27 protein-coding genes and 1 pseudogene are annotated in these 19,422 nt (G+C 40.7%); 26 read left to right on the forward strand and 2 right to left on the reverse strand.

Features of this window, described 5'->3' with window-relative positions:
- The first annotated feature begins 20 nt into the window (after positions 1 to 20).
- The 24 genes and pseudogenes from rplF (at position 21) to ACFX4X_RS16505 (ending at position 16,446) form a co-directional block, all read left to right on the forward strand.
- Complete coding sequence (rplF, locus tag ACFX4X_RS16390) at positions 21 to 557, forward strand: 50S ribosomal protein L6 (RefSeq protein ID WP_061440389.1); 537 nt, start codon at positions 21 to 23, stop codon at positions 555 to 557.
- 32 nt (positions 558 to 589) lie between these two features.
- Positions 590 to 952, forward strand: a complete 363-nt coding sequence (gene rplR, locus ACFX4X_RS16395; RefSeq protein WP_061440390.1) for a 50S ribosomal protein L18 — start codon at positions 590 to 592, stop codon at positions 950 to 952.
- Between the two features lie 22 nt (positions 953 to 974).
- Complete coding sequence (gene rpsE / locus ACFX4X_RS16400) at positions 975 to 1,475, forward strand: 30S ribosomal protein S5 (protein WP_034304987.1); 501 nt, start codon at positions 975 to 977, stop codon at positions 1,473 to 1,475.
- Between the two features lie 16 nt (positions 1,476 to 1,491).
- Complete coding sequence (gene rpmD, locus ACFX4X_RS16405; protein ID WP_057915223.1) at positions 1,492 to 1,674, forward strand: 50S ribosomal protein L30; 183 nt, start codon at positions 1,492 to 1,494, stop codon at positions 1,672 to 1,674.
- Positions 1,675 to 1,706: 32 nt separating this feature from the next.
- The gene (gene rplO / locus ACFX4X_RS16410) at positions 1,707 to 2,147 is read left to right on the forward strand and encodes a 50S ribosomal protein L15 (RefSeq protein ID WP_034304982.1); all 441 of its coding nucleotides are present in this window, start codon (positions 1,707 to 1,709) and stop codon (positions 2,145 to 2,147) included.
- Complete coding sequence (gene secY, locus ACFX4X_RS16415; RefSeq protein WP_061440391.1) at positions 2,147 to 3,442, forward strand: preprotein translocase subunit SecY; 1,296 nt, start codon at positions 2,147 to 2,149, stop codon at positions 3,440 to 3,442. Before rplO ends, secY begins: the two co-directional genes overlap by 1 nt.
- A 58-nt stretch (positions 3,443 to 3,500) precedes the next feature.
- Positions 3,501 to 4,154 (forward strand): adenylate kinase, encoded by a 654-nt coding sequence (locus ACFX4X_RS16420; protein WP_377384796.1) that lies wholly within the window; start codon positions 3,501 to 3,503, stop codon positions 4,152 to 4,154.
- 170 nt (positions 4,155 to 4,324) lie between these two features.
- Positions 4,325 to 4,677 (forward strand): annotated as a pseudogene (locus ACFX4X_RS16425) (M24 family metallopeptidase); the annotation flags it as partial.
- Between the two features lie 42 nt (positions 4,678 to 4,719).
- On the forward strand, positions 4,720 to 4,938 hold the full coding sequence (gene infA, locus ACFX4X_RS16430; protein WP_028390440.1) for a translation initiation factor IF-1: 219 nt from the start codon (positions 4,720 to 4,722) through the stop codon (positions 4,936 to 4,938).
- A 40-nt stretch (positions 4,939 to 4,978) separates the two neighbouring features.
- The gene (gene rpmJ / locus ACFX4X_RS16435) at positions 4,979 to 5,092 is read left to right on the forward strand and encodes a 50S ribosomal protein L36 (protein ID WP_003156543.1); all 114 of its coding nucleotides are present in this window, start codon (positions 4,979 to 4,981) and stop codon (positions 5,090 to 5,092) included.
- Positions 5,093 to 5,114: 22 nt separating this feature from the next.
- Complete coding sequence (gene rpsM / locus ACFX4X_RS16440; protein WP_057915228.1) at positions 5,115 to 5,480, forward strand: 30S ribosomal protein S13; 366 nt, start codon at positions 5,115 to 5,117, stop codon at positions 5,478 to 5,480.
- A gap of 22 nt (positions 5,481 to 5,502) precedes the next feature.
- A complete protein-coding gene (rpsK, locus tag ACFX4X_RS16445; RefSeq protein ID WP_028390438.1) occupies positions 5,503 to 5,892 on the forward strand; it encodes a 30S ribosomal protein S11 in 390 nt (129 codons plus the stop codon).
- 177 nt (positions 5,893 to 6,069) lie between these two features.
- A complete protein-coding gene (locus ACFX4X_RS16450; RefSeq protein WP_053349049.1) occupies positions 6,070 to 7,014 on the forward strand; it encodes a DNA-directed RNA polymerase subunit alpha in 945 nt (314 codons plus the stop codon).
- An 83-nt stretch (positions 7,015 to 7,097) separates the two neighbouring features.
- Complete coding sequence (gene rplQ, locus ACFX4X_RS16455) at positions 7,098 to 7,460, forward strand: 50S ribosomal protein L17 (protein WP_061440393.1); 363 nt, start codon at positions 7,098 to 7,100, stop codon at positions 7,458 to 7,460.
- Positions 7,461 to 7,827: 367 nt separating this feature from the next.
- Positions 7,828 to 8,667 carry an energy-coupling factor ABC transporter ATP-binding protein gene (locus ACFX4X_RS16460; RefSeq protein ID WP_061440394.1) on the forward strand — a complete coding sequence of 280 codons (840 nt, stop codon included), beginning with the start codon at positions 7,828 to 7,830 and terminating at the stop codon, positions 8,665 to 8,667.
- Complete coding sequence (locus tag ACFX4X_RS16465) at positions 8,643 to 9,509, forward strand: energy-coupling factor ABC transporter ATP-binding protein (protein ID WP_089364072.1); 867 nt, start codon at positions 8,643 to 8,645, stop codon at positions 9,507 to 9,509. Before ACFX4X_RS16460 ends, ACFX4X_RS16465 begins: the two co-directional genes overlap by 25 nt.
- Positions 9,509 to 10,306: an energy-coupling factor transporter transmembrane component T family protein gene (locus ACFX4X_RS16470; RefSeq protein WP_089364073.1), complete on the forward strand. Its 798-nt coding sequence runs from the start codon at positions 9,509 to 9,511 to the stop codon at positions 10,304 to 10,306. Before ACFX4X_RS16465 ends, ACFX4X_RS16470 begins: the two co-directional genes overlap by 1 nt.
- A 14-nt stretch (positions 10,307 to 10,320) precedes the next feature.
- Entirely contained in the window at positions 10,321 to 11,061 is a 741-nt protein-coding gene (gene truA / locus ACFX4X_RS16475; protein WP_284469081.1) for a tRNA pseudouridine(38-40) synthase TruA, read from the forward strand.
- 267 nt (positions 11,062 to 11,328) lie between these two features.
- Positions 11,329 to 11,766 carry a 50S ribosomal protein L13 gene (gene rplM / locus ACFX4X_RS16480; protein WP_034304960.1) on the forward strand — a complete coding sequence of 146 codons (438 nt, stop codon included), beginning with the start codon at positions 11,329 to 11,331 and terminating at the stop codon, positions 11,764 to 11,766.
- Between the two features lie 20 nt (positions 11,767 to 11,786).
- Positions 11,787 to 12,179, forward strand: a complete 393-nt coding sequence (gene rpsI / locus ACFX4X_RS16485) for a 30S ribosomal protein S9 (protein WP_034304957.1) — start codon at positions 11,787 to 11,789, stop codon at positions 12,177 to 12,179.
- A gap of 464 nt (positions 12,180 to 12,643) precedes the next feature.
- Entirely contained in the window at positions 12,644 to 13,171 is a 528-nt protein-coding gene (locus ACFX4X_RS16490; RefSeq protein ID WP_061440398.1) for an ECF transporter S component, read from the forward strand.
- Between the two features lie 845 nt (positions 13,172 to 14,016).
- Positions 14,017 to 14,442, forward strand: a complete 426-nt coding sequence (locus ACFX4X_RS16495; protein WP_061440399.1) for a DUF2521 family protein — start codon at positions 14,017 to 14,019, stop codon at positions 14,440 to 14,442.
- An 82-nt stretch (positions 14,443 to 14,524) separates the two neighbouring features.
- On the forward strand, positions 14,525 to 15,241 hold the full coding sequence (cwlD, locus tag ACFX4X_RS16500) for an N-acetylmuramoyl-L-alanine amidase CwlD (protein ID WP_061440400.1): 717 nt from the start codon (positions 14,525 to 14,527) through the stop codon (positions 15,239 to 15,241).
- A 146-nt stretch (positions 15,242 to 15,387) separates the two neighbouring features.
- Positions 15,388 to 16,446: an Mrp/NBP35 family ATP-binding protein gene (locus tag ACFX4X_RS16505; protein ID WP_061440401.1), complete on the forward strand. Its 1,059-nt coding sequence runs from the start codon at positions 15,388 to 15,390 to the stop codon at positions 16,444 to 16,446.
- Positions 16,447 to 16,482: 36 nt separating this feature from the next.
- Here the strand turns inward: ACFX4X_RS16505 and gerD are convergent, their stop codons facing one another.
- Positions 16,483 to 17,058 carry a spore germination lipoprotein GerD gene (gene gerD / locus ACFX4X_RS16510; RefSeq protein ID WP_061440402.1) on the reverse strand — a complete coding sequence of 192 codons (576 nt, stop codon included), beginning with the start codon at positions 17,056 to 17,058 and terminating at the stop codon, positions 16,483 to 16,485.
- Between the two features lie 137 nt (positions 17,059 to 17,195).
- On the opposite strand from gerD, the gene ACFX4X_RS16515 reads away from it, so the two are divergent.
- Positions 17,196 to 17,876: a KinB-signaling pathway activation protein gene (locus ACFX4X_RS16515; protein ID WP_377384801.1), complete on the forward strand. Its 681-nt coding sequence runs from the start codon at positions 17,196 to 17,198 to the stop codon at positions 17,874 to 17,876.
- 89 nt (positions 17,877 to 17,965) lie between these two features.
- Here the strand turns inward: ACFX4X_RS16515 and pdaB are convergent, their stop codons facing one another.
- The gene (gene pdaB / locus ACFX4X_RS16520; protein WP_061440404.1) at positions 17,966 to 18,718 is read right to left on the reverse strand and encodes a polysaccharide deacetylase family sporulation protein PdaB; all 753 of its coding nucleotides are present in this window, start codon (positions 18,716 to 18,718) and stop codon (positions 17,966 to 17,968) included.
- A 131-nt stretch (positions 18,719 to 18,849) separates the two neighbouring features.
- Between pdaB and ACFX4X_RS16525 the strand changes: the two genes are divergently transcribed.
- The gene (locus ACFX4X_RS16525) at positions 18,850 to 19,086 is read left to right on the forward strand and encodes a hypothetical protein (protein ID WP_061440405.1); all 237 of its coding nucleotides are present in this window, start codon (positions 18,850 to 18,852) and stop codon (positions 19,084 to 19,086) included.
- Positions 19,087 to 19,422 lie beyond the last annotated feature (336 nt).

Consider the following 19,422-nt stretch of genomic DNA (forward strand, 5'->3'; position numbering starts at 1 on the left):
CAAGAATGGAGGTGCACAATATGTCTCGTATAGGTAAAAAACCTATTGAAATCCCTACAGGCGTAACGGTTACTGTTAACGGAAGTGAAGTAACTGTTAAAGGTCCTAAAGGTGAATTAACTAGATCATTCAGTCCTGACCTTACAATCGTTGTTGAAGAGAACGTGTTAACTGTTACACGTCCGTCTGACGAGAAGGCTCACCGTTCTTTACACGGAACTACTCGCGCACTTATCTCTAACATGGTTGAAGGTGTATCAACAGGTTTTGTAAAATCACTTGAACTTATTGGGGTTGGGTACCGTGCACAAAAGCAAGGTACTAAGCTTATCCTTAACGTAGGATATTCTCACCCTGTAGAAATAGAGCCAGAAGCTGGCGTTGAAGTCGAAGTTCCTTCTAATACAAAAGTAATCATCAAAGGTGCAAACAAAGAACGTGTAGGAGCTCTAGCAGCTAATATCCGTGATGTTCGCCCACCTGAACCGTATAAAGGTAAAGGGATCCGTTACGAAGGCGAATTCGTTCGTCGTAAAGAAGGTAAAACTGGTAAGTAATGCCGCATAAGTAAACGAAAGGAGTGACGTAAATGATTACGAAGCTTGATAAAAATGCTACTCGTCAGAAAAGACATGCGCGTGTACGTGCTAAGCTTTCTGGAACAGAAGCTCGTCCTCGTTTAAATGTGTTTCGTTCAAACAAACACATTTACGCACAATTAATTGACGATGCACAAGGCGTAACATTAGCAAGTGCTTCAACTCTTGATAAAGAGATCAGTATCGAAGCTAGTAGCAATGCTGAAGCAGCTCAAAAAGTTGGCGAACTTATTGCGAAACGTGCTGTTGAAAAAGGTTTCAAAGCTGTGGTATTTGACCGCGGTGGTTACCTCTTCCATGGTCGTGTTAAAGCATTGGCTGACGCTGCTCGTGAAAACGGCTTAGAATTTTAATGGATAAGGAGGGACATAACAGATGCGTAGCATTGATCCTAATAAATTAGAACTTGAAGAACGCGTAGTTACAGTAAATCGTGTAGCTAAAGTTGTTAAAGGCGGACGTCGTTTCCGTTTCACTGCACTAGTTGTTGTTGGTGATAAAAATGGTCATGTTGGATTTGGTACTGGTAAAGCTCAAGAAGTTCCGGATGCTATCCGTAAAGCTATTGAGGACGCTAAGAAAAATCTAATTACTGTACCAATGGTTGGAACTACAATTCCTCACCTTGTGAACGGTCGCTATGGCGCAGGTCACATTCTATTGAAACCAGCTTCTGAAGGTACAGGAGTAATTGCTGGTGGTCCTGTTCGTGCGGTACTAGAATTAGGCGGAGTTAGCGATATCTTGTCTAAATCACTAGGTACTAATACACCTATTAATATGGTTCGCGCAACAATTGAAGGATTGAAGCAATTGAAACGTGCTGAAGACGTAGCTAAGTTACGTGGAAAATCAGTACAAGAACTGTTAGGATAAGGAGGGAAATCGAATTATGGCTAATAAATTAGAAATTACCCTCACTCGCAGCTTGATTGGTCGTCCTGAAGATCAACGTGTTACAGTTAACACTTTGGGTTTACGCAAAATGCATCAAACGGTTATTCATGAAGATAACCCTGCGATTCGCGGTATGATTACCAAAGTTGCTCATCTTGTTACTGTAAAAGAACAATAAAATAATTTTTAACTTAACAAGGAGGTGCCAACATGAAACTTCATGAGTTAAAAGCTGCAGAAGGTTCTCGTAAAGAACGTAAACGTAAAGGTCGCGGTATTGGATCTGGTAACGGTAAAACAGCAGGTAAAGGACATAAAGGACAAAACGCTCGCTCCGGCGGCGGTGTGCGTCTTGGATTTGAAGGGGGACAAACTCCTCTATTCAGACGTTTACCTAAACGTGGATTTACCAACATCAACCGTAAAGACTATGCTATCGTGAATCTTGATACGTTAAATCTTTTCGAAGACGGTACTGAAGTAACACCAGCTCTTTTACTTGAGACTGGAGTTGTTAGTAAAGAAAAAGCAGGAATCAAAATTCTTGCAAAAGGAAGCATTGAGAAAAAGCTTACTGTTAAAGCTCACAAATTCTCGTCTACTGCTAAAGAAGCTATCGAAGCTGCTGGCGGTAATACAGAGGTGATCTAATGTTTCGCACGATCTCCAATTTTATGCGCGTGGGTGAAATAAGGAATAAGATTATTTTTACCCTTCTAATGTTAATCGTCTATCGCATCGGTACATTTATACCTGTACCGCATGTGAATGCCGGTTTTCTCGCTGAACAGGACCAGCTGAGCGTCATAGGTCTTTTAAATACCTTTGGCGGCGGAGCACTAAAAAACTTCTCCATATTAGCGATGGGTATCATGCCATATATCACGGCATCTATCATCGTTCAACTATTACAGATGGATGTTGTACCTAAGTTCACTGAATGGTCTAAACAAGGGGAAGCAGGGCGCCGTAAATTAGCTCAATTCACGCGTTACTTCACTATTATCCTAGGATTTATCCAAGCTTTGGGCATGTCTTATGGGTTCAATAATATGTCAGGTGGCCAGTTGATTGAAAATCCTGGAATTGCAACATACTTGCTTATTGCGACTGTCTTAACGGCAGGAACAGCTTTTCTTTTGTGGTTAGGGGAGCTGATCACTGCTAAGGGTGTGGGTAATGGGATTTCCATCATAATCTTTGCTGGTATCGTAGCTAGTTTGCCAACAACGGCAAATCAAATATACGCCCAACAATTTCAAAATGCTGGTGATCAATTATTCTTACGAATTATAACGATTATCCTCATTGTATTAGCAGTATTAGCAATCGTGGTTGCTGTCATCTTCATTCAGCAGGCATTACGTAAAATTCCTATTCAGTATGCCAAACGTGCTGCGGTAGGTCGTACACAAATGGGTGGCCAGTCTACACATTTACCATTGAAAGTAAATGCTGCAGGGGTTATTCCGGTAATCTTTGCAATGGCATTTCTTATCACTCCTACTACAATCGCATCTTTCTTTGGAAAGAACAGTGTTACTAGTTGGATAACAGAAAATCTTGCTTATACCAATCCAATTGGTATGATCATATATGTCGCTCTTATCATTGCTTTTGCGTATTTTTATGCATTCATTCAGGTTAACCCTGAACAAATGGCTGAGAATTTGAAAAAGCAAGGTGGCTATGTGCCGGGGATTCGTCCAGGTAAGAGTACACAAGAATATTTAACACGTGTTTTATACCGTTTGACGTTTGTAGGCTCTATATTCTTAGCCATCATTGCCGTTTTACCGGTATTCTTCATTAAGATTGCTGATTTACCTCAATCTGCACAGATTGGTGGTACTAGTTTGCTAATCGTAGTGGGGGTTGCCCTTGATACGATGAAGCAGCTTGAATCACAACTTGTGAAGAGACACTATAAAGGCTTTATAAAGTAATGAGTTTTGGGAACGCCTTGTTCCCTTTACCCATTATAGAGTTTGAGGGGGAAGAAAATTGAATCTAGTGTTAATGGGTCTGCCTGGTGCTGGTAAGGGCACTCAAGCTGAACAAATCGTAGAAAAATATAATATCCCTCATATTTCTACTGGAGATATGTTCCGAACAGCTATCAAAGATGGAACAGAATTAGGTCTAAAGGCAAAATCATTCATGGACAAAGGCGAATTGGTACCAGATGAAGTTACCATAGGCATTGTACGTGAAAGATTAAGCAAGGAAGACTGCCTAAAAGGATTTTTGCTTGATGGTTTTCCACGTACTGTGGCACAGGCAGAAGCACTTGAAAGCATTCTTACTGATTTAGATCGAAAAATGAATTTTGTCATTAATATCGATGTTGATAAAAGCATCTTAATGGAAAGATTGACAGGACGTCGTATTTGCAAATCATGTGGTGCGACATATCATCTTGTATTCAATCCTCCCGCTAAAGATGATGTATGCGACCGCTGCGGCGGAGAATTATATCAACGTGCTGATGATAATGAAGAAACGGTTCAAAATCGCTTAGATGTGAATTTGAAACAAACCAAACCACTTCTTGATTTCTACGGAGAAAAAGGATACTTGGTCAACATTAACGGACAGCAAGATATTAATAAGGTATTTGAAGATATTGATGTGTTAGTTGGTGCTTTGCAAAATTAATCATTCGTATTGATTTATGAAATTCAAACCATTTTTACAACTTACTAGTTAAACTTGGTGCATTCCTTTAATACAAAGGGTATAATGAATTTCGCGAGAGCATTCGCACATTTATTAATCAGGTTCTTGTACTTGGTATTCCCTGAATTGGGCGATTACTTTCTAAGTGATCTTCATGGACATATCCGGTCGGCAAAATTGATGAAGAAATGCAGTGACTCTATTGGGATTCCTAAAGAGTCGTGATATAGAGGGTTGAAAGAAGCTATGTCAGGCGTGCGCCTTTCAAACATCTCCCATGCTATTCAAACCTATGTCGAGACTAATTGCTTCTCTATTTCGAGAGTATGTCGGTCACGGAATCGGTCAAGACTTACATGAGGACCCATAAAATCCTCATTTCGGTCCAACTGATAAAGGTCCTCAGTTAAAGCCTGGTTCTACAAAATGGTGAATACTTGATGCAGAATTGTAAGACTTATGAGGATAATTGGACTGTAGTAATGTTGACGGAAAGATGTGTACCTTTAATAGGTTCACGCATAGAGAAGGGAGAATCACTTTAATGGCGAAAGATGATGTAATTGAAGTAGAAGGCACAGTACAAGAGACTTTGCCAAATGCAATGTTTAAGGTAGAATTAGAAAATGGTCATACTGTTTTAGCTCATGTATCCGGTAAAATTCGTATGCACTTTATTCGCATTTTGCCTGGAGATAAAGTTACGGTTGAGCTTTCCCCGTATGATCTAACTCGCGGCAGAATCACATACCGGTTCAAATAATCCGGTTACGCTCCGATCTGTATAAGGAGGTTAGATAGCAATGAAAGTCAGACCATCAGTCAAACCAATCTGCGAAAAGTGTAAAGTTATCCGCAGAAAAGGTAAAGTTATGGTTATTTGCGAAAACCCTAAACATAAACAAAAACAAGGCTAAATAGAAGGAGGTGCACTCAAGCATGGCACGTATTGCTGGAGTAGATATTCCCCGTGACAAACGTATTGTTATCTCATTAACATATATATATGGTATTGGAAAACAAACCGCGATGAAAGTTCTTGCAGAAGCAGGCGTTTCTGAAGAAACTCGCGTTCGTGACTTAACGGAAGACGAATTGAATAAAATTCGTGATATCATTGACAAGCTTAAAGTAGAAGGCGACCTTCGTCGTGAAATCTCCCTAAACATCAAACGTTTAATGGAAATCGGTTCTTACCGTGGTTTACGTCACCGTCGTGGTCTTCCTGTTCGCGGTCAAAATACAAAAAACAATGCTCGTACGCGTAAAGGACCTCGTCGTACTGTAGCTAACAAGAAAAAATAATTAGTAAAGGAGGTTACTTTTCATGGCACGTAAAACTAATACACGTAAACGTCGTGTGAAAAAGAATATAGAAACTGGTATTGCACATATTCGTTCAACATTCAATAACACTATCGTTACGATCACTGACTCTCATGGTAATGCTATTTCTTGGTCAAGTGCTGGAGCTCTAGGATTCCGTGGATCTCGTAAATCCACTCCATTCGCTGCACAAATGGCTGCTGAAACAGCTGCTAAAACATCAATTGAACATGGTATGAAAACTCTTGAAGTTACAGTTAAAGGACCTGGTGCTGGACGTGAGGCTGCTATTCGTGCACTTCAAGCTGCTGGCCTAGAAGTAACTGCAATTAAAGATGTAACTCCAGTTCCACATAACGGATGCCGTCCACCAAAACGTCGCCGTGTTTAATTTTTCTGTATAGATTTTGTATTCCTGTCAATAATGGGATATAATACTGAGTTTGCGTTCTTACAGAAGATTAATTTTCAGTTGTTGCGCACAGCGGGAACGTATACATGGGGAATTTCGGTTTAAGTGACTTAGTTTACTTGCCGGGGTTTTGACGTTTTGAAGGAGGGTTTATTGATGATCGAAATAGAAAAACCAAAAATCGAAACGGTTGAAATCAACGACGATACCAAATTCGGTAAATTCGTCGTAGAGCCACTAGAGCGTGGGTATGGTACTACATTGGGTAACTCCTTACGTCGTATCCTTTTATCCTCACTCCCAGGTGCTGCTGTCACAGCTATACAAATTGATGGAGTGCTACATGAGTTCTCAACAATTGAAGGCGTCGTGGAAGATGTAACATCTATCATTCTTAATGTGAAAAAACTAGCTCTTAAGATTTACTCTGATGAAGAGAAGACGCTGGAAATTGACGTTCAAGGTGACGGAGTCATCACGGCTGCTGATATCACTCATGATAGTGATGTAGAAATTCTTAATCCGGATTTATATATTGCTACAATTGGTAAAAACGGTCATATGCGTATGCGTTTATCTGCACGTCGCGGCCGCGGCTACACTCCTGCTGTTCAAAACAAGAGAGAAGACCAGCCAATTGGTGTAATTCCAATCGATGCTCTTTACACTCCGGTTTCACGCGTATCTTTCCAAGTTGAAAATACACGTGTTGGACAGTTGTCTAACTTTGACAAGTTAACGTTCGATGTTTGGACTGATGGCAGTACGGGTCCGCAAGAAGCGGTAGCACTTGGAGCTAAGATTTTAACAGAGCATTTAAATATTTTCGTTGGGTTAACCGATGAAGCTCAAAATGCTGAAATCATGGTTGAAAAAGAAGAAGATCAAAAAGAAAAAGTTCTTGAGATGACGATCGAAGAATTAGACCTTTCTGTTCGTTCTTACAACTGCTTGAAGCGTGCTGGAATCAATACCGTTCAAGAGCTAGCTCATAAAACGGAAGAAGATATGATGAAAGTACGTAATCTAGGCCGTAAATCACTTGAAGAAGTGAAAGCGAAACTAGAAGAATTAGGCTTAGGTCTTCGTAAAGACGACTGATAACATGGCGGAATCAATCCATTATGTTGTGAGCCTTGTTTTAGACACACAATATAGAACTTCAACAAAGGAGGGAATCTCTAATGGGTTACAGAAAGTTAGGACGCACTAGCGCACAACGTAAAGCATTACTTCGTGATTTAGCTACGGATCTTATTATCCATGAGCGCATTGAAACTACTGAAGCACGTGCAAAAGAATTACGTTCTGTAGTAGATAAAATGATCACTCTTGGTAAACGTGGTGACTTGCATGCACGCCGTCAAGCTGCATCATTCATCCGTAACGAAATCGCTGACGCTGAGAAAGGCACAGATGCCCTTCAAAAACTATTCAGTGACGTGGCTCCACGTTATGAAGAACGTCAAGGTGGATACACTCGTATCATGAAAGTTGGTCCACGCCGCGGTGACGGTGCACCAGTCGTGGTTATTGAATTAGTTTAATAACAACGATGAAAAAGGGCGGGACAAATGAATATACTCACTTGTTCTATGCCCTTTTTCTTTTTTTAAATAGAAATTCTGTTTTTTAGAAATTCGCATTGAGTGTTACGATGGCTGGCGGAACCTGTTTATACAGGGAGCCTTCACGTCTAGCTCAAGCATCCCTTCCCGCTTTTTTTAATAAGCGATTATAAGATAACCTGTTTTTCGTAACAGGCCCGCTGTAAGCTGCTCTTAATTTACCGAAAATTCTTTCGGTGGAAGGGGTGCAGCGTTTTTTTATATTTTCAGAAGAAATACTACTATGTTTATGTTGATAGAGCAGAGTTCAGATTAGACGAGTGCAGTCGAGGATGAGGAGGGCCACATGGGGAAGAAGCTGGTTTCTTTAAATAATATTATTTACAAATATGAGGGTCAGTCTCGAAACGCTTTGGATGATGTTTCTTTTGATATTCATCAGGGGGAGTGGCTTGCGATTGTCGGACATAATGGTTCTGGCAAGTCGACATTAGCGAAGTTACTGAATGGTCTTCAGTTCCCTAACTCAGGTACCATTACGATTAATGATCAACTTTTGACAGAAGAAACCGTTTGGGATGTACGCCAGAAAATTGGCATGGTTTTTCAAAACCCAGATAATCAGTTTGTAGGCACTACAGTTCAGGATGATGTGGCTTTTGGTTTAGAAAACGCCGGTGTTTCTCAGCAGGTTATGGTGGAGCGTGTTCATGGTGCGTTAAATAAGGTTAAAATGAATGCCTTTCTTAATCAAGAGCCGCACCATCTATCCGGCGGTCAAAAGCAGAGAGTGGCCATAGCAGGTGTAATAGCCTTGCAGCCCGACATAATCATCTTAGATGAAGCAACCTCAATGCTTGACCCAAGAGGCCGTGAAGAAGTGCTTGAAACAGTTAGGGAATTAAAACAGGAAAACGAGATTACCGTCATATCGATCACCCATGATCTTGAGGAAGCTGCGAAAGCTGATCGAATGATAGTCATGAACCAAGGTCGGTTATATCGTGAAGGACCGCCTCAGGGTATTTTTGAATTAGAGGAAGAATTAATTGCCCTTGGTCTGGATATTCCCTTTTCAGTGAAACTAACCAAAGAGTTACAAAAAAATGGTGTTCGTGTGGTTGATGGGCATTTGACAGAGGAAGAGTTGGTGAAGGATTTATGCGAATTACACTCGATGATGTAGAATACCGCTATCAGGTGAATACTCCTTTTGAACATCTAGCCCTTCATGATGTCAATATTTCAATGGAGCCTGGAACCTATACCGCAATCATCGGGCATACAGGGTCCGGAAAATCGACGCTACTGCAGCATTTGAATGCTCTTTTAAAACCGACGAAGGGCAGGGTCTTCATTGGTGATCGGACGATTGAGGCTGGACGAAAAGAAAAGGCATTACGGTCGATTAGACAAAAGGTTGGAATTGTTTTTCAGTTTCCGGAACATCAACTGTTTGATGAAACGGTTGAAAAGGATATATGTTTTGGACCTATGAATTTTGGGGTTTCTGAAATCGATGCAAAGAAACTGGCCAGGAAAGCTATCGCCCAAGTGGGGTTGAGTGAGGAAGTTCTTGAAAAATCTCCATTCGACTTATCCGGTGGTCAAATGCGAAGGGTGGCCATTGCTGGGGTACTTGCCATGGAGCCGGAAGTATTGGTACTGGATGAACCCACAGCGGGACTGGACCCACGAGGACGCAAAGAAATCATGGATATGTTTTATGATTTGCATAAAGTTAGGGGCATTTCTACAATTCTGGTGACACATAGCATGGAGGATGCAGCCAAGTACGCGGATGACATCATTATCATGCACCAGGGTACGGTGTTCAAAAAGGGAACTCCCCAGGAAATTTTCTCCGAGCCAGAACAACTTCTGGAGCTTGGCCTGGATGTACCTGATACGGTCCGTTTTCAGCTCAAGCTCCAGAAGGAACTTGGGGTTCGGTTTGATCATCCATGTCTTAATATCGGTGATTTAGCTGTAGAAATAGATAAAGCCATGAAACGGGGGAACCGCTGATGCTGGATAAAATGATTATCGGGCGTTATGTCCCTGCAGACTCCCTGATACACAAGATGGACCCAAGGGCTAAATTGCTCCTTGTGTTCCTGTTTGTTTGTGTCATCTTCTTGGCGAATAATGTCGTTTCTTATGGTTTACTTGCGGTTTTCACCATCCTGTTGATTAGCCTTTCGAAGATACCGCTTCGCTATCTTTATAATGGGTTAAAACCTATTTTTTTCTTAATCGTATTTACATTCCTTCTCCATATATTGTTTACGAAAGAAGGGGAATTGCTTTTTGAATACGGTTGGTTCGAAATCTATGAAGGCGGTTTGATTCAAGGTTTGTTCATATCCGTAAGATTTACTTTACTAATCCTTGTTACGTCTTTATTAACTTTGACGACAACCCCAATATCCATTACAGATGGGATGGAAGAGCTGTTGGGACCCTTGAAAAAGTGGAAAATGCCTGTACATGAACTAGCATTGATGATGTCCATCGCCCTTCGATTCATTCCAACGCTGATGGAGGAAACAGAAAAAATCATGAAGGCTCAAACGGCAAGGGGAGTTGACTTTTCATCAGGTCCTATAAAGGACAGGGTTAAATCGATTGTACCGCTGCTTGTTCCTTTATTTGTGAGTTCGTTCAAACGGGCAGAAGAATTGGCGACTGCCATGGAATCAAGAGGATACCGTGGTGGGGAAGGCCGCACGAAATACCGCCAATTGGACTGGAAGACGAGTGATAGCCTTTTGATGGTCTCAATAGGTCTTCTTACGGTCATGTTATTTTTATTACGTTCATAATAAGGAAGAGTACTATGCCAAAATATAAATGTGTGATCGCTTATGACGGCACGGACTTCGCTGGTTATCAGGTGCAGCCTGAGAAAAGGACCATCCAAAGTGAATTTGAGGCAGTCTTAGCCCAAATGCACAAAGGCACAATTATAAAGGTCACTGCTTCAGGCAGGACAGATTCAGGGGTTCATGCAAAGGGGCAGGTGATTCACTTTGAATCACCCCTTACATTTCCTACTGAAAATTGGGTAAAGGCGTTCAGCGCCCTTCTTCCGACTGATATTATCGTTTTGGAAGTCGATATCGTGCCTGATGATTTTCATGCCAGGTTCCATACGACTGGGAAAGAGTACCGTTATATCATAGCCCGATCCAAATTACGAGATCCGTTTAAACGGAATTACGCCTATCATTACCCCTATCCATTAGATGGGAAGGCGATTAAGGAAGCAATTTCCTATTTGGTAGGGACGCATGACTTTACAAGTTTTTGTTCGGCAAAAACGGAAGTGGTCGATAAGGTTCGAACCATCCAAGAAATTGACTTTGAAGAGAGCGATGGCTTCATGGTTTTTCGCTTCGTTGGGGAAGGGTTTTTGTATAATATGGTGCGGATCTTGGTTGGGACGCTCCTGGAAGTCGGCAGCGGCAAGATGGAACCCCGGGATATGATCGGGATCTTGGACAAAAAGGACCGCAGTTTTGCAGGGAAAACAGCACCTGCCCAAGGCTTGTATTTATGGAAAGTATTTTACAAATAAAAATATTTTCGAAGTGATACCAGTTTTTTTACAACTGGCAAACAGGATGAAATCAGTAATGGAGCGGTTTGATGCCATACTGACCTTTTCATGGAGTTACAAAGAGTGTTTTATAGACAACTTATCCTAGTGTAACATTCCCTTGACAATGAATCTGGGAGAAGTTAATATAATATGGTATGTATTTTAATCCCACGATAAGCCCCGGAAGTTTATTGTGATTGAAAATAAATATAAAAAATTAAAAAGTTTTTTAGGAGGTTAACCATGCGTACGACATTTATGGCGAAAGCTAATGAAGTAGAACGTAAATGGTATGTGATTGACGCTGAAGGCAAAACTTTGGGTCGCCTTTCTACTGAAGTAGCATCCATCTTACGTGGTAAACATAAACCAACTTTTACACCTAACATTGACACTGGTGATCATGTAATTCTAATCAATGTTGAAAAAATCCACTTGACTGGTAAAAAATTGACTGACAAAATTTATTACCGTCACACTATGCATCCAGGCGGTCTTAAAACTAGAACTGCTCTTGAAATGCGTACAAACTACCCTGAGAGAATGCTTGAACTTGCTATCAAAGGTATGCTTCCAAAGAATTCTCTTGGTCGTCAAATCTACAAAAAATTACACGTATACGCTGGAGCTGAGCACCCACACGCTGCTCAACAACCAGAAGTATACGAATTACGCGGATAATTACTAAGGAGGTTACTATCTTGGCACAAGTTCAATATTATGGTACTGGTCGCCGTAAGAGCTCAGTAGCTCGTGTACGTTTAGTACCAGGCGAAGGTCGCATCGTTATTAACGGTCGTGACATTAATGAATATATTCCTTTCGCAGCATTACGTGAAGTTGTTAACCAACCACTAGTTGCTACAGAAACTACTGGAAATTACGACGTTCTAGTAAACGTTAGCGGTGGTGGATACACTGGTCAAGCTGGAGCAATCCGTCACGGTATCGCCCGTGCATTACTTCAAGTTGATCCAGAATACCGTCCATCTCTTAAAACTGCTGGTTTACTAACTCGTGACCCACGTATGAAAGAGCGTAAAAAATACGGTCTTAAAGGCGCACGTCGTGCACCTCAGTTCTCAAAACGTTAATTCTATTTTCGTTTCGAAAGGCTCTCAACCATTTTGGTTGGGAGTCTTTTTTATGAAAAAAAAGCTTTTGACCACACCATAGCACCATGGACCTTTTGGGATTTAGAAGGTTTTTGCTCTCTAGTATCTGTTACATGTTTATTTATGATCATTGTCATATGAATGTCCCTAGTATCGCCCCATCTTCTTTAACCTTACTCCGGCTTCAACAAGGTAAGAATCATGGGATGTCTGAATACAAGAATAAATAGTGGCTTAAGGAGAATCAAAGGTAATTAACGCTTTATACCGCTCTTATCGGCTTTTACCATCCTAGCCCAAATGAAATGCCGGGATCGTAATGGTGTGTTCCTTTTAAATCACGGGAGTTTATTTATATGATAAAGATTTATTTGTAAAATCCATATTTATTAAGTTTCTGATTAGGAGTATGATAGTACTTAAAAAAAGAAAGAGGACCTCATATGAATTCAACATTCTCACCAATTGAAACGACTAAAACAAAAGCCTTGGTCATCAATGCGCTATTCATCGCATTAACCCTTGTAGCGACAATGATCAACATCAAGCTCCCAATAATGGGTAACGGAGGCCTAATCCATCTTGGTAACGTTCCCCTTTTTATAGCAGCTTTGGTATATGGCAAAAAAACAGGAGCGATAGCAGGCGCAATCGGAATGGCCTTCTCCGATCTTATCTCACCTTGGGCAGCATGGGCACCGTTTACATTCATCATCGTAGGTGCAATGGGCTTTTTAGCTGGCCTCATATCCGAAAAGGTACCCGGAAAAAGAGAACTTGTATATACACTTGCCGTTGTCGTTGCATTGATTGTAAAAGTCGTGGGCTACTATTTTGCCGAAGTTATCCTTTACGGTAACTGGATACAGCCATTCGGCTCTATCCTCGGAAACGTAATGCAGGTCGTATTAGCGGGTATAATTGTAGTGCCCCTTGCAGGACGCTTAATGAAAAGAGCTGGTCAGATATAGGCAGTGGAATTTGCGGAAACTATTTCAAACCATTCTTGGAGTTGGAATACGTTGTTTGTGACCTCAAAAAAGTGCCTTTTTGATAAGTGAACTAACGCTATGAATTTCACCCCCGCTGCTAAATAAGCAGTGATTATGACCGTTATTGCAATATGTTATATCATGTGAAAGAAGGACATCCGTTTACCATGGATGTCCTTTTTCATCCTAATCGAGTTTTTTTATTAAGGGGATTGAAAGAGAAAACAAAATCATTACATTCGCTTAAAGTTCAAGAAAGAAATACAGATAAGAATAATTACATATTGAATCAATGTCCTGAAGAGGCATGCGTGGTGAGCTGCCCGAGTCGGCACGGACAGCCTCGGTAGCAGCCTGAGTGGCGAGTTATCGGGGGATAATTCCAAGTTTCTTAGGTCCAAATGATTGGCTTGTAAGTGGGGGGGAAACAACGTAAACCTCCGAAGATGCAATCATATTCCTGTTTACTCAGGTGGTGCGTTCGTAGGTTCGCGTATCGATTCATTTTAAAAAAACAACTGGATCCTCCTCAAAGGTTCATCTTAGTTCCAAGTCCTTGTAAACAGACTTTTATCACCCGAATGTGCGTTCTGCCTTTTAACAACGTTTCTTAAAGAAGAGACTCTTTATTAAATCGAGTTCCATGTGCCTTCTTCATTTACTTCCATTCACCCATGCAATTAGATCATCAACCTACGGCTGATGAACTTATTCTCATTATATTTTGCCAATAGAATAAATGAATGGTTCAAAATAGAACGCAAAAACTAAATTATGTCTTAGGAAATAATTTGGGAAATGGGGAATTGCCCCGGAGGTGAAATATGGCTGTGATATTAGGTTTACAGGAGATGCAAAGGGAAAGGCAATTGAAGTTCGAACGTAGATTGCTCAGGGATCTTTCTATCGACGACATGAAGGGAAGGATTCAGCGTTACTTTGGACAGGATTTCATGGATGTCTTGGAGGAAGGCTACTTCGATGTTGCCATCGAGGCTTATTTATTAGGAGCGAACTATAGTAAGTTTGGCTATTACGGTGAGTCAGAAGAAGATGTAAGGGCCAGGTGTTGGAAGGAAGAGAAGTTTTTGACCGATACTCTTTTTAACTTTATTTTGTATTGGAGAGAAGTTACAGCGAATAACGCTTTCGATGAAGGGTTGTTTTATTGCTGTGAAGGGTTTGTGGGAGAGTGGTGGCAGGACGGCTTTAAGACTGGTGAAAAACGATATAAAATGAAACTGCATTAGAAGGCAAAAATCCCATACCTTGTTCTAATTCCATGGTTTGTCCCATACCTTTTAGTATAGGAATCATGGAAGGGGAACGGTCATGCGTAGAAAGCTGAAATATACAGGAATCGCTATGGGATTGTTTGTCCTTTTTTTAATTGTAACTTTTAAATTTGTTGAAGATGATTCTTGGGACTCCTGGAACCTTCCGTTGGCAGGTAAGGTAATCGTGCTGGATGCCGGTCATGGGGGAATGGACGGCGGGGCAAATGTACAAGAGGTAATGGAGAAGGAAATTGCCCTTTCCGTTTCATTAAAGGTTCGCGACTATTTACAGGAACAGGGTGCCCTTGTCATCATGACCCGTGAGAAGGATGAGGATTTGGCACAGGGAAAGACAAAAGGGATCCGCCAGCGAAAACAGGAAGACTTACGGAACCGGGTTGAAATGATCAATGATTCGGAAGCGGACTTATTCTTGAGCATTCATCTGAATTCTTTTCCTTCAGCGTCATCGAAAGGAGCCCAGACCTTTTATACAAACAGGTTTGAGGAAAATGAACAGGTAGCAAAATTCATTCAGACTGAAATCATTAGAAACCTTGAAAATACAAAGCGTGATGCAAAAACAATAAATCATGTGTATTTGATGAATCGTGCTAAGAAACCGGGAGCTCTTGTGGAAATTGGTTTTCTTTCCAATAAGGAGGAAAGGGAGCGCCTAGTCAGTGATCGGTATCAAGAAAAGGTGGCCAGTTCGATTTATATGGGTATTTTACGTTACTTTACAGAGGAAAAACTAACGCAAGAAGAGTGATTTCTGGGTCTCTTGTAACGTACAAGGCCCTTTTTACTATGGGGAAGTAATCAGGTTTCGCGTACAGGGCAGATAATAAGCTTTATTTCAGTAATATGTTATACTGAAAAATGGGAAAATAAAACGAATTCAAAGGGGTGCTCTACTTGTTAACAGAAGAGAAAGTACTGAATTTATTAAAGGATCTTAAAGACCCTTTTCTACATAAAAGCCTTGAAGAGACAAATGGGATTATAGAAATCAAAATAAAACCTGAAAAGAATCATGTAAGCGTTAAACTTGCCATTGCGAAAACGGGTACTGCCGAGCAAATGCAAATGCAATCGGAAGTGGTGGACTTGCTGAAAACGAACGGAGCGGAATCTGTAGGGATTCGTTTCACGGAGCTTTCTGAAGATGAGTTAGCCAAGCACCGGGAAGGCATTCCGCAGGATGAAGCGGACCAAGGCTTGCTTGGACCTAACAGCAAGACACAATTCATTGCGATTGCGAGTGGTAAAGGCGGAGTGGGAAAATCTACGATTTCAGTGAATTTCGCCACTTCACTTGCTCGCTTGGGTAAAAAGGTCGGATTGGTTGACGCTGATATTTATGGATTCAGTGTACCTGATATGATGGGGATAACAAAAAGACCAGTCGTCCGCGGGGAAAAAATCATTCCTGTAGAACGGTTTGGCGTTCAGGTTATCTCAATGGGCTTTTTTGTGGAAGATAACGCGCCTATCATCTGGAGAGGGCCGATGCTGGGAAAAATGCTTAACAGTTTCTTTAATGAAGTGGAATGGGGAGAATTGGACTATTTAGTCCTTGACTTACCACCAGGTACAGGCGATGTTGCATTGGACGTGCATACGATGCTCCCTTCATGTAAAGAAATCATCGTTACGACACCGCATCCGACTGCTGCCTTCGTTGCTGCAAGAGCTGGTGCCATGGCTATCAAGACAGAACATGAAGTCATTGGTGTTATTGAGAATATGTCATTCTTCGAAAGTAAAACGACCGGTGAAAAAGAATATGTTTTCGGAAAAGGCGGCGGAGCGAAGCTTGCAGAAGAGCTTCGAACAGAAGTCTTAGGTCAACTCCCGTTACAACAGCCAGATTGGAACGAAGAGGACTTTGCTCCATCCATTTACGCAGCAGACCATAGGCTCGGTAGGATTTACGAGGATATTGCTAAAAAGGTCATTGAAAAGCTACAATAAAAAAAGGCTGATTCCAATGGAATCAGCCTTTTTTTATTATTTTGCCTTTTTATCCTTATTTTCCTTCTCTACCGCTTTAGTAGCTGCTTTATCCAATCTCTCCTGCATTTTCGCTTGAACGAGAGGACTCTCCATGGTTTCTATGATCAGCTCTTTATAGACGGAACGCATTTCCTTTGTTTTTAATAATTTATTCATTTCTTTTTCCATATCCGGTTCTTTCAATATATCCATGATCATTCCACGATACTGAGGATCAGCAGTTAAGTCCTTCAATACCTTTTTATGTTCGTCTTCTAAAGCTTTAGCATAAGCGGAAGCGAATTCAGGATCATTAAATGTCTTTTTCCAAAATTCCTTTCCTTTATCTGAAGTGACCATATCTTCAATGGATTTCTTAATGACATCCGAGTCCATTATAAGTTCAGCTTTCGTTTTATCATCGGAAATGATATCCTGGATGGCTTTTTTTCCATCATCTGTCTTCAAGATATCGACGACCATTTTCTTTGTCTCTTCATACTCCATTTTATCTGCGCCTGCTCCATTTTGAGCACAACCGGAACAAACGAGTAAGAATGACGTGAAAAGCAAAGCAACTCCCACTCTCATACGCAGGGCCCCTTTCATCCTTCTTATTGTTAATATGGTTCCAAACGGAGATATTATTCCTTGGTGGAATAAGTGGATTTTTCCAAATTTGGTTGGTACAATTAGGGGAATTAAATAGAAATGTATGGAGGAAAACAATGAACAGCCGTAATTTAGTTAAATTGTTTTTAACAACATTGCTTATCGGTGGTGTAACGGGCGGAGTTGTAGGGTTTTTGGCTCGATGGAGTGAGTTTGAGGCTTATTTCTCTTCTTTTGAAGCCAGCGCCATCCTATCCACGTTTATTTGGTTATTCGGTGTTGGGTTAATTTTTAGTGTCATAAGTCAAGCTGGCTTTTTTGCCTATTTAACGATCCATCGTTTTGGCCTGGGAGTATTTAAAAGCGCTTCTTTATGGAATGCCGTTCAAATTGTACTTATCCTTTTTGTTGTTTTTGACCTGGTTTACCTGCGATATCTTAATTTTGGTTCAGGCGAGGGGATTAGTTCCTATATCGTGTTAGCATTGGTTGTTTTGGCTGCAGCACTGATTACAGCTTATTTCAAAATGAAACAAACGAATAGACAATCGTTTATCCCAGCCTTATTCTTCATGGTCGTAGTCACAGTTTTGGAGTGGTTACCTGTCCTAAGTACCAATGATGAAAGCTGGCTTTACTTCATGCTGCTCCCTTTGATAGTCTGCAATGCTTATCAACTCTTGGTTCTAAGCAAATTGATTGAACGATCACAAAAGGAATTGGCCAGTAAAAAAGCACGGAAGCAAACTCGAGCAAAGGAAATGAAAGCCGGCGAATTAAATAAAGGCAGCAGCTAATCTACTGTAAGTCGGGCCATACATAAGGAAGTCAACATAAAAACTGCGTACTAAGGTTCATGAGGACCATCAGTACGCAGTTTTTTCAGTCAGCGGATTTCCTCACTGTTTGCCGATGAATTGGAAATCATTTCAGAAACGTTAACAAAGTTTAAATTTTTTGATTGTAGTTCCCCTAGTAACTGTGGCAAAGCCTTATTAGTTTGTTTTGCTGAGTCTGAAGCATGTAATAAGATGATATCACCCTTTTTGGTCTTACTGATGTTCTGAACGATCTGGTCAACACCTGGATTGGTCCAATCCTTTGAATCGATGCTCCAATGGACTACAGTATATCCGAAGTTCTCACTGATCTTTAAGAGGCGTTTATCAAAGTGACCGGTGGGCGCCCGTAAAAGTTCTATATTCTTTACATTCAGTTTTTTAAATGCTTCTTGAGCTTTAGATATATCTCGGATGATTTCTTGATCTTCCATTTCGGAATAATCCTTATAATCGTAACCAAGCATACCGATTTCATATCCTTCTTTCCTAATTTTCTCTACTATGTCCGGATGGCGCTCAGCCCAAGATCCCGAAAGGAAAAAAGTGGCTGATTTAATCTGTTCCCTTTTTAATGTTTCTATTATCGGGGCGGCTTTCTCATCACCCCAGCCAATATTGAACGTAATCGCGACATTCTGTTCCCCTTTATAAACCGCTTTTGGCCCATCTTCTGTAGAAAAAACAGGGGCTTGAAGAATGTTTTGCACAAAAAGGAACCAGGCGGTAAAAAGTGCCGTAAGTAAAATTAACGAATAATACTTGATTTTTTTTGCATGAAGCACCATGAAAAATTTCATTAATCCATCCCCTTGTCCAAAAGACTCTTGTCTTCAAATTTATGCGCGAGGATTATTGTTATGCAAAAAATCAGTTGAAAATTCATAAAAAGGGTGTGAATGGGGAAAGATGTCTGATGGAGGTGTGAATCATGCTCGGTTTATTGATTAATGACAAAGAAAAGATGGAATTGGAGTACCTGTTAAAAAGAGAGATGGATGAAATACTTTTCGATTTGCAAGATGACAGAATTGATCACTTAGTAAAAAGGGCAATAAACGAGAAATATAACATCCTTTTCAGACTGTTTAAAAGGGTGAGCACTGAGGAGGAATGCCTAATGTATATGAGGGTGAAAACGAACTTAACCAAGGGAAATCAGTCATGATATATAAAAGTGAATTATATTCAAAAAACCTATTGACTATTAATTTATACACTGGTATATTATAAAAGTTGCTGCAACGTAGTAATGCTTTTGAAAAAGAGTGAAAAAACTTTTCAAAAAAAGTTATTGACGAAGCGGTAATAAGATGTTAAGATATTAAAGTCGCTAAGAGATATAGCGAAAAAATTGCTCTTTGAAAACTGAACAAAACAAAGCGCCAACGTTAAAATTTAAGTGAGCACACACTATTGAAAAAGCAAAATGAGCAAGTCAAACATTTCTTCGGAGAGTTTGATCCTGGCTCAGGACGAACGCTGGCGGCGTGCCTAATACATG

The sequence above is a fragment of the Peribacillus sp. YIM B13481 genome (assembly GCF_042787985.1).
Lineage (GTDB): Bacteria > Bacillota > Bacilli > Bacillales > DSM-1321 > Peribacillus > Peribacillus simplex_A.

Bases quoted from the DNA above. Each gene is read 5' to 3' on its own strand.
- rpsE (WP_034304987.1), top strand. From the start codon at position 975: ATGCGTAGCATTGATCCTAATAAATTAGAACTTGAAGAACGCGTAGTT.
- ACFX4X_RS16495 (WP_061440399.1), top strand. From the start codon at position 14,017: ATGGCTGTGATATTAGGTTTACAGGAGATGCAAAGGGAAAGGCAATTG.
- rplQ (WP_061440393.1), top strand. From the start codon at position 7,098: ATGGGTTACAGAAAGTTAGGACGCACTAGCGCACAACGTAAAGCATTA.
- ACFX4X_RS16470 (WP_089364073.1), top strand. From the start codon at position 9,509: ATGCTGGATAAAATGATTATCGGGCGTTATGTCCCTGCAGACTCCCTG.
- rplM (WP_034304960.1), top strand. From the start codon at position 11,329: ATGCGTACGACATTTATGGCGAAAGCTAATGAAGTAGAACGTAAATGG.
- cwlD (WP_061440400.1), top strand. From the start codon at position 14,525: ATGCGTAGAAAGCTGAAATATACAGGAATCGCTATGGGATTGTTTGTC.
- ACFX4X_RS16515 (WP_377384801.1), top strand. From the start codon at position 17,196: ATGAACAGCCGTAATTTAGTTAAATTGTTTTTAACAACATTGCTTATC.
- pdaB (WP_061440404.1), bottom strand. From the start codon at position 18,718: ATGAAATTTTTCATGGTGCTTCATGCAAAAAAAATCAAGTATTATTCG.
- secY (WP_061440391.1), top strand. From the start codon at position 2,147: ATGTTTCGCACGATCTCCAATTTTATGCGCGTGGGTGAAATAAGGAAT.
- rpmD (WP_057915223.1), top strand. From the start codon at position 1,492: ATGGCTAATAAATTAGAAATTACCCTCACTCGCAGCTTGATTGGTCGT.
- rplF (WP_061440389.1), top strand. From the start codon at position 21: ATGTCTCGTATAGGTAAAAAACCTATTGAAATCCCTACAGGCGTAACG.
- rplO (WP_034304982.1), top strand. From the start codon at position 1,707: ATGAAACTTCATGAGTTAAAAGCTGCAGAAGGTTCTCGTAAAGAACGT.
- ACFX4X_RS16460 (WP_061440394.1), top strand. From the start codon at position 7,828: ATGGGGAAGAAGCTGGTTTCTTTAAATAATATTATTTACAAATATGAG.
- ACFX4X_RS16490 (WP_061440398.1), top strand. From the start codon at position 12,644: ATGAATTCAACATTCTCACCAATTGAAACGACTAAAACAAAAGCCTTG.
- rpmJ (WP_003156543.1), top strand. From the start codon at position 4,979: ATGAAAGTCAGACCATCAGTCAAACCAATCTGCGAAAAGTGTAAAGTT.
- gerD (WP_061440402.1), bottom strand. From the start codon at position 17,058: ATGAGAGTGGGAGTTGCTTTGCTTTTCACGTCATTCTTACTCGTTTGT.
- ACFX4X_RS16450 (WP_053349049.1), top strand. From the start codon at position 6,070: ATGATCGAAATAGAAAAACCAAAAATCGAAACGGTTGAAATCAACGAC.
- truA (WP_284469081.1), top strand. From the start codon at position 10,321: ATGCCAAAATATAAATGTGTGATCGCTTATGACGGCACGGACTTCGCT.
- ACFX4X_RS16465 (WP_089364072.1), top strand. From the start codon at position 8,643: ATGCGAATTACACTCGATGATGTAGAATACCGCTATCAGGTGAATACT.
- rplR (WP_061440390.1), top strand. From the start codon at position 590: ATGATTACGAAGCTTGATAAAAATGCTACTCGTCAGAAAAGACATGCG.
- ACFX4X_RS16525 (WP_061440405.1), top strand. From the start codon at position 18,850: ATGCTCGGTTTATTGATTAATGACAAAGAAAAGATGGAATTGGAGTAC.
- rpsK (WP_028390438.1), top strand. From the start codon at position 5,503: ATGGCACGTAAAACTAATACACGTAAACGTCGTGTGAAAAAGAATATA.
- infA (WP_028390440.1), top strand. From the start codon at position 4,720: ATGGCGAAAGATGATGTAATTGAAGTAGAAGGCACAGTACAAGAGACT.
- rpsM (WP_057915228.1), top strand. From the start codon at position 5,115: ATGGCACGTATTGCTGGAGTAGATATTCCCCGTGACAAACGTATTGTT.